Annotated in this window: 5 protein-coding genes and 1 pseudogene; 3 read left to right on the top strand and 3 right to left on the bottom strand. The window is 68.3% G+C overall.

Going from position 1 to position 6,682, the window contains the following annotated elements; translation table 11 throughout:
- Together DM816_RS39270 and DM816_RS39265 are read right to left on the bottom strand one after the other, a co-directional pair.
- Positions 1-771, bottom strand: a pseudogene (locus DM816_RS39270) (hypothetical protein); the annotation flags it as partial.
- 124 nt (positions 772-895) lie between these two features.
- Positions 896-2,458 (bottom strand): AMP-binding protein, encoded by a 1,563-nt coding sequence (locus DM816_RS39265; protein ID WP_117215555.1) that lies wholly within the window; start codon positions 2,456-2,458, stop codon positions 896-898.
- Positions 2,459-2,579: 121 nt separating this feature from the next.
- Between DM816_RS39265 and DM816_RS39260 the strand changes: the two genes are divergently transcribed.
- The gene (locus DM816_RS39260; protein WP_162908303.1) at positions 2,580-3,866 is read left to right on the top strand and encodes a GDSL-type esterase/lipase family protein; all 1,287 of its coding nucleotides are present in this window, start codon (positions 2,580-2,582) and stop codon (positions 3,864-3,866) included.
- Between the two features lie 78 nt (positions 3,867-3,944).
- Positions 3,945-5,039 (top strand): DUF4190 domain-containing protein, encoded by a 1,095-nt coding sequence (locus DM816_RS39255; RefSeq protein WP_117215553.1) that lies wholly within the window; start codon positions 3,945-3,947, stop codon positions 5,037-5,039.
- A 416-nt stretch (positions 5,040-5,455) separates the two neighbouring features.
- Here DM816_RS39255 and DM816_RS39250 read toward each other — a convergent pair whose 3' ends face one another.
- On the bottom strand, positions 5,456-6,205 hold the full coding sequence (locus tag DM816_RS39250; RefSeq protein ID WP_117215552.1) for a hypothetical protein: 750 nt from the start codon (positions 6,203-6,205) through the stop codon (positions 5,456-5,458).
- Between the two features lie 112 nt (positions 6,206-6,317).
- Between DM816_RS39250 and DM816_RS39245 the strand changes: the two genes are divergently transcribed.
- On the top strand, positions 6,318-6,682 hold a 365-nt coding region (locus DM816_RS39245; protein WP_170318926.1), incomplete at its 3' end, for an AfsR/SARP family transcriptional regulator.

Raw genomic sequence — 6,682 nt, 5'->3', positions numbered from 1 at the left:
GCCGAGATAGGCGGGACGCGAGACGGGCGGGTTCACCGAGGCGGTCGCGAGCCCCGCCACAAACCCGGCGACGACCACGAGCAGCAGTGCCACCGGCCGCCCGGAGAGCACGAAAAGCGTTGCCCCACCGGCGAGGCAGCCCACCGCGAACATCAGGTGCCGCGCGCCGAACCCGGCCATGCCCACGGCGAACGCCGCCGCGAGCAGGCCCAGCAGCTCGGGCACGCGCGTGACATCGCGCAGCCACACCAGCACGGCGACGGTCGCGGCCGCCTGGGTCAGCGCCATCGTGGCGACGAGCCCGACGGTGAGCGGGGGTGTCGGCCGCACCCGCGCCTCGGCGAGGCCCGGCCGCACGGCCGAGATCGCGAACACGATGGCCACGACCCAAAGCGCACCAAGCGTTCCGAGCCACATCGCGGCCGCGCCCGCCCCGACCCCGGCGAACACCAGGAGCACGTGGATCAGGCCTTCGCGCGGCACAGCGTCCGAAGTGGACGGGCGCGGCGGGGACGGGAACCCGCGCAGGGCACCCAGCACCGCCGCGAGCCCGCCCACCACGAGCACGTCGTCGTGGAAGTAGGCCATCATGCCCAGCACGGCGACGCTCACCACGTCCGCGTACGGACCCAGCGGGCGCTTGCCGTGCACGAGCAGATAGCCCGCGACCTGCACCGCCGAGACCACGGCCACGTCCTGCCAGCGCACGCCGCCCACCAGCAGCACCCACGGCACGGCCAGGAACGACAGCCGCGTCCCCGTCTCCCTCATGTCACTCCTCCGCCGCGCTCCGGGGCAAACGGCTGCTGATTCGCTCGGGTGGGCCCTCGCTCATGTCACTCCTCCGCTGGGTTCCGGGGCAAACGGCTGCTGATTCGCTCGGGTGGGCCCTCGCTCACGACAGGCTTCGGTCCGCCAGATAGAGCTCGCGCAACGCCTTCTTGTCCACCTTGCCCGACCCCGTGAGCGGGAACGCGTCGATGAACTCGATGGTCTTCGGCGACCATGCCTCGTTGAGCGCCGCCACGGCAAGCTTCTTGAGCTGGTCGGGGGTGACGCTCGCGCCCGGCGTGACCATCACATAGGCGTGCACGGCCTCGCCCCACATGTCGTGCGGCACACCGATCACGGCCGCCCCGCGCACCTGCGGGTGCGAGGCCAGCACATCCTCGATCGGGCGGGAGAAGATATTGGCGCTGGCCGCCCCGGTCACGATCATGTCCTTGACCCGGTCCAGAATGTAGAGGTATCCGTGCTCGTCGAGCCGGCCGGCGTCGCCCGTGCGCAGCCAACCGTCCACAATGGTCTCCGCGGTGAGCTCGGGCATGCCCCAGTAGCTCTCCATGATGAGCGAGCCCTTGATCCAGATCTCGCCGGTCTCGCCGACCGGCAGGGGCTTGCCGTCCTCGTCGCGGATCTCCAGCTCGATGTCGCCATACGGCAGGCCACATGACGCCAGCCGCTCCGGGTGCTCCGGGTCCGCCACGAGTTCGGGCAGGGCCGCGATGAACGGCGATTCGCTCATGCCGTAGACGACCCGCATGACCGGGCCGAACCGGTCGATGCCCTCGCGCAGCCGGCTCGGGTTGGCGCACGCCCCGCCGATGGTCAGGCTCTTGAAGCTGGAGAAGTCGGTCTCCTGCTGCTTGGGGTGGTCCAGCAACATGTACAGCAGCGGGGGAGACAGCAGCGTGCTGGTGATGCGCTCCTTCTCGATGGTCTCCATGAACGGCTCCCACTCCAGGCCGTCGTGCAGGAAAAGCGTGCCGCCGGTGTAAAGCGTCATGAACGCGGCCGTCTGCGAGCTGACGTGCCAGGTGCCGGAGACGAGCAGATGCCGGATGTGTGGCTGGCCGCTTGCCAGGTACATCTCCGACAGCGTCTGCAGGGCCCGGAAGAAGCGCTCACCATGGTGGACGAGCTTGGGATCGCCCGTCGTGCCACCGGTCTGGAACAGCGACGACGGTCGCGCGGTGACGGCTGCCGGGTCGAACGGCAGGTCGTCGACGTGCGTGATCCTGTGCGGAAAGGCGGTCAGGTCGGGGCCGAGCCCTCCGGGCCCGAAGCAGAAGACCGGCATCGGGTCCGCCGCCTCGGCGAGTTCCGGCCCGAGCTCGGGGAAGACGTTGGCGTCGTAGACGAACACGTCGACCTCGGCGAGCTTCAGGAAGCGGCGGCGAAAAGCCGGGGGCGTGTGGCTGGCGACCCACGCCGTGCGGCACCCTAACAGGTGCGCGCCGAGCTGAAGGAACAGGTTTTCGGAGGGGTTGCGGGCGAGCATGCCGATCGCCGTGCCCTCGCGGACGCCGTGGTGCCACAGCGCCGCGGCCATCGTGAGGACGCCTTCACGCACCTCGCTATAGCTGTATCTGCGGCCGTCTATCCCGACCAAGGCCTCCGCGTCGCCGTAGGATTCGAGGATATCCACTGCCCTGCGCGCGTAGTTTGGCACGTCCATGCTCACAGTCCTTTGAAAATGTGTGGGGGGATAGGCGGACCCTACCGCCGGGGAGTCCAATCCGGTATCAGCCATTTGAGATATTTCCAACGGCCGTTTACCGCTCGTAGACTGCGAATTCGTGAGCCCTTTGCGACGGCGGCAGATGCTGCTTGCCCTGGTAACGGTTGCCACCATCGGCGCGACCGCGCTTGTCGCCGCGGCCGGGCAGAAGGAGCCGCCGAATCAGCTGGAGTGGGTGGCCTCATGGGCGGCGGCGATGGCACCGGCGGGCGCGGGCAAATCGACTCAAGGCTTTGCCAATCAGACCATCCGGCAGTTCGTGCACACCTCCGTTGGCGGGGAGAAGTTGCGCATCCGCCTGTCCAACCGGTTCGGCAAGCAGCCCATCACCATCGCGCAGGCGACCGTCGCGCTGCCGTTCGGCACCACGGGGGGCGGGACAGGCACCGGAGGTCCAGGCGACCTCAAGCCGGGGTCCATAAAGGACGTGATGTTCTTCGGGCAGCGCACGCTGACCATCCCGGCGGGCGGCAACGCGGTGAGCGACCCCATCGACATGGCGGTGCCCGCCTCGCACGACATCGCCGTGAGCCTGTATTTCGAGCAGGCGACCGGCCCGGCGACGTGGCACCTGGCCGCGCGCGAGACGGCCTACTTCGGCGAGGGCAACCATGTCGTGTCGCCCAGCGGGGCCAAGCTTCCCGAGACGCGCACCTCGTGGTTCTTCCTCAGCGGCCTGGACGTGTTGAACCGCAACGGGAAGGGCGCGGTCGCCATCCTCGGTGACTCGATCGCCGACGGGTTCAAGACGACGATCAACGCCGACAAGCGGTGGAGTGACCTGCTGGCCGAGCGGCTCAACCGGGAGGCGCCGGGCGGGCTCGCACCGGGTGTGGTCAACCTCGGCATGGTCGGCAACCGGCTGGGCAGGGACGGGTCCGACATGGGGCTCGCGGAGCTCGGGGTGAACGCGTCGGCCCGGTTCCACTCGGATGTGGTGGCGCAGACCGGCGTCCGCAAGGTGATCGTCCTGCTGGGCATCAACGACATCTGGATCAGCAAGGACCAGCCGGATCGGATCATCGCGCAGCTGCAGCAGCTCGCCGCGCTGGCGCATCAGGCCGGGCTGCAAATCTACGCGTGCACGATCACGCCGTGGAACGCGTTCGTCTCCGGCGAGGAGGTCAAGTACACGCCGGAGTTGGACTCGGTCCGGCTGTCGGTCAATTCCTATCTTCGTACGAGCATGGACTTCGACGGCGTCATCGACCTGGATTCGGTGATGCGCAACCCGGCCGAGCCGACCAAACTCAGGCCCGAATACAACAGCGGCGACCACATCCATCCCAACGACGCCGGGAATCAGGCGATGGCCGACGCGGTACCGCTGGAAATGGTTTTGTAAAGACGATGCGTGCTGGTAGGTGACGCTGGTTACATCTGCCGGGAGTGGTCCGATATCGGCCTGTTAGGCTGCCCGGTTGTGACTCAGCCCTCCTATGAACCACCCCAGTACGGCCAGCAGCATCCACAGGGCCAGCAGCCGCCATACGGCCAGCAGCCCGAATACGGCCAGGGACAGCAGCCATACGGACAACCTGACTACGGCCAGCAGCAACCGGCCTATGGTCAGCAGCCAGCTTACGGCCAGCAACCTGACTACGGCCAGCAACCCGACTACGGTCAGGCGCAGCCGCCATCCTATGGCCAGTCGCCATACGCGCCGCAGCCGGACTCCACGCAGGCCCTGCCGCAGTACGGCCAGCCGGCCTATGGGCAGCCCACGTCCGGCGAGCCCTCCTACGGCCCGCCCACCTCGGGTGGCCCCTCCTACGGCCCGCCCACGTCGGGCGGACCTTCCTATGGCGCGCCCATTTCGGGTGCGCCGCAATACGGGCAGCCCGCCTACGGCACGCCCGGCCAGCCGCCGCCGTCGGGCAAGACCAACGGCTTCGCGATCGCCTCGCTGATCTTCGGCATCGTCGGCGGCATCCTGCTCAGCGTCATCTTCGGGTTCATCGCGCTCTCACAGATCAAGAAGCGCGGCGACAAGGGCCGGGGCCTGGCCATCGGTGGCCTCGTCGCGTCCGGCGTGTGGGTCGTCGTGGGGTGCATCGTCGGCGTCGTCGTGTTCATCGCGGCGTCCAACGCCGAGACGAATACCGACCCGCTGGCCGGGCTGCGGCCCAGCGCGTCGTCCACGCCGCAGGCGCAGTCGAGCAAGGAGACCTCGGTCAAGGTCGACGACCTGAAGGTCGGCCAGTGCGTCAACGGCCTCAAGGAGGGGACGCTGCGCACCGTCCCGGTCGTGTCGTGCACCGTGGAGCACGAGGGCGAGGTCGTGTCCATCTTCAACCTGACCGGCGGCACCTACCCCGGCGACAGCCAGGTCGAGAAGCAGGCCCAGGACAAGTGCTTCACCGAGCTCGACAAGTACTCGCCGTCCACAAAGGACGACAAGACGATCCGCATCTTCTACCTGCACCCGACCAAGACCACGTGGGCGGCCGGTGACCGCGAGGTCATCTGCATGGCCACGTTCGAGGAGGGCACGCGGAAGGGTTCCATCAAGGGCTGACACACCACACTCGCGACGCGCCAGGGGCCGGGCACCGGCCATTGCCGAACGGTGCCCGGCCCCTGCTGTTCACCTGAAGGTCGCTTCCACTGCTGGCAGAACAGTCCGGCAGACAGCATGCGCACCAACGCTTCCGCGCCTTCGCGCGTCGCGGGGGTCGGCCGGACCCGCGCCGGAGCCGACCGCCTTGCGCAGCACGTTGGTCAGCTCCATCAGGCGCGCGACGGCCACGTTGAGCAGCGCCCGCGCGAAGTCGAGATCGCACCGGTACCATATTCGGCCGGCACATCCGGGTGTACCGGGCTATGGCGTCGCTGATCGAGTACATCTCGGCATCGCCCATGTGCAGGTGACCCGACGGGTACGAGAACATGCTCACCAGGTAGTAGCGCGTCACCGCGCCAGAGTATGGTTTACTACGCGTTTTGGGCGCCGGTAATTGCGTTGGCCTTGCCCAGTGAGCCATTGGCGATCCGCAGCACGAAGCTGAACGCGCCGACGGGCAGGCCCTCCATCTTGACCTTCGTGTGGGTGCCGTCCGGGGTCGGGTAGGCGGTGTAGCCCGATGCCGGGGTCTTGCCCTTGAAGAAGTCGACTGTGCCGCTGTTGGACAGGCGCTTCATCCGGTCGGTGTTGCCCTTCTCCCACGCGTTGGTGAAGGCGCTGGCATAACCGGCGGCGTCACTCGGATACGTCGTGCGGTCGATGAGCGCCTCGACGGCCGCCGTCGGATGTCCGATTTGGAGGTTCGCCAGCTTGACGGACGCCTCGTCCCCGTGGGTGTTGCGGAAGACGCACACCGTGTGGGAGCCGCCGTCGGGGCCGCACGAAACGTGCGTGTTCCAGTTGGGATCGAGGTTCTGGTAGGTAGCCAACTGGAGCACGGCCGACTGCTGGGCGAGCTGATCGACCCGGGTCTTGTCCTTCTTGCTGTTGGCCACGAGCAGCGCGTGCGCGTAATCCTTGGCGTTCTTGGGGTAGGTGGGCGCGTTGTTGCCGCCGCCCCCACTTGTTTTCGTCGGGCCGGGCGAGCCGTTGGCCCCGGCCGACGCGCTCGCGTTGGCGTCCGTCGCGAACGAGGGCGTTGCCTGGGGTGCTTCCTTCTTGCCGCACGAGACGACGGCCAATGCACAAGCGATAAGCGCGATGACGATGCGTGCCCTCATGGCCGCCGAGGATAAAGCCGATCTTACGTCGACCGCCGCGATTGGTCCAAGATCCGACCCGACTGTGCCCCGACCCCCTAGACTTCGTCGTAGGTCAATGCTGGGGGGTCCAATGAAGTGGCGTGTCCTGGGACCCGTCGAGGCGATCGCCGACGATCGCCCGATTCCCGTGGGGCGCCCGCAGCACCGCGCCGTGCTCGCGTTCCTGCTGCTGAACGCCAACCGGGCGGTGTCGGTCGAGCAGCTCATCGAGGCGCTGTGGGGCGGTGCCGCGCCGTCGACCGCGCGGACGCAGGTGCACGGGTGCGTGTCCCGGCTGCGCCACAACCTGCGCGCGGCCGGGCTGGGGGAGGCCCTGGTGCGCGGCGGGGGCGGCTACCGCCTGGACGTGGCCGGTGGCGACCTGGACCTTGCGGTCTTCGCCGACCTCGTGGCGCGGGCGCGCGAGGTCAACCCGGTGGAGGCGGCCGGGCTGCT

Source organism: Allorhizocola rhizosphaerae, assembly GCF_003426775.1.
Classification (GTDB): domain Bacteria; phylum Actinomycetota; class Actinomycetes; order Mycobacteriales; family Micromonosporaceae; genus Allorhizocola; species Allorhizocola rhizosphaerae.
The sequence above is the reverse complement of the archived record's forward strand: the minus strand, read 5'-3'. Positions and strand labels throughout refer to the sequence as shown.